This window comes from Rhodococcus sp. T2V (assembly GCF_029269925.1).
Lineage (GTDB): Bacteria > Actinomycetota > Actinomycetes > Mycobacteriales > Mycobacteriaceae > Rhodococcus_F > Rhodococcus_F koreensis.
Genome location: NZ_JARJBD010000474.1, coordinates 1 through 576, shown reverse-complemented (window position 1 = coordinate 576; position 576 = coordinate 1). Strand labels below are relative to the sequence as shown.

Here is a 576-nt window from a genome sequence, read left to right as displayed (position 1 = left end):
AGTACAACACCACCATCTACGGTCTCGACGACCGCTACCGCGGCGTCAAGGGCGGACGGCGGGTGCTGTTCATCAGCACGCAGGACCTGGAGTCGTTCGGGTACGCGGCGGGGGATCGGGTGGACCTGGTCTCCGAATGGACGACCCCGGACGGCAGCGTGGAGGAACGGCGGGCGGAGGATTTCCGGTTGGTGCCCTACCCGACCCCGGTCGGGAATGTGGCCGCCTATTACCCGGAGACGAATCCGCTGATCCCGCTCGATCACGTCGCGCGCAAGTCGAACACGCTTTATGCGGTGCTGGTGGCGGGTGGGGCGTATGTGCCGATCGATCCGGATCAGCCGTCGGAGCGGATCGGGTATGTGGTGGGCACGGTTGCTCCGGTGGTGGTGTTGACGACGGCGGCGGATGTGGGGGTGTTCGCGGGGTCGGTTCGGGTGGTGGCGGTGGATGGGCTGGATGTGTCGGGGTGGGCGGATTCTCCGGTGGGGGATGGGGAGCGGCGTGCGCCGTTGCGTCCTGCTCATCCGGGGTATGTGATGTTCACGTCGGGGTCGACGGGTCGGCCGAAGGGGG

General features: G+C 67.5%; 1 protein-coding gene. It reads left to right on the top strand.

The features are described 5' to 3' along the window. Nucleotides 1-576: AMP-binding protein (locus P3H15_RS54915; RefSeq protein WP_276144942.1), on the top strand; the 576-nt coding region annotated here is incomplete at both ends.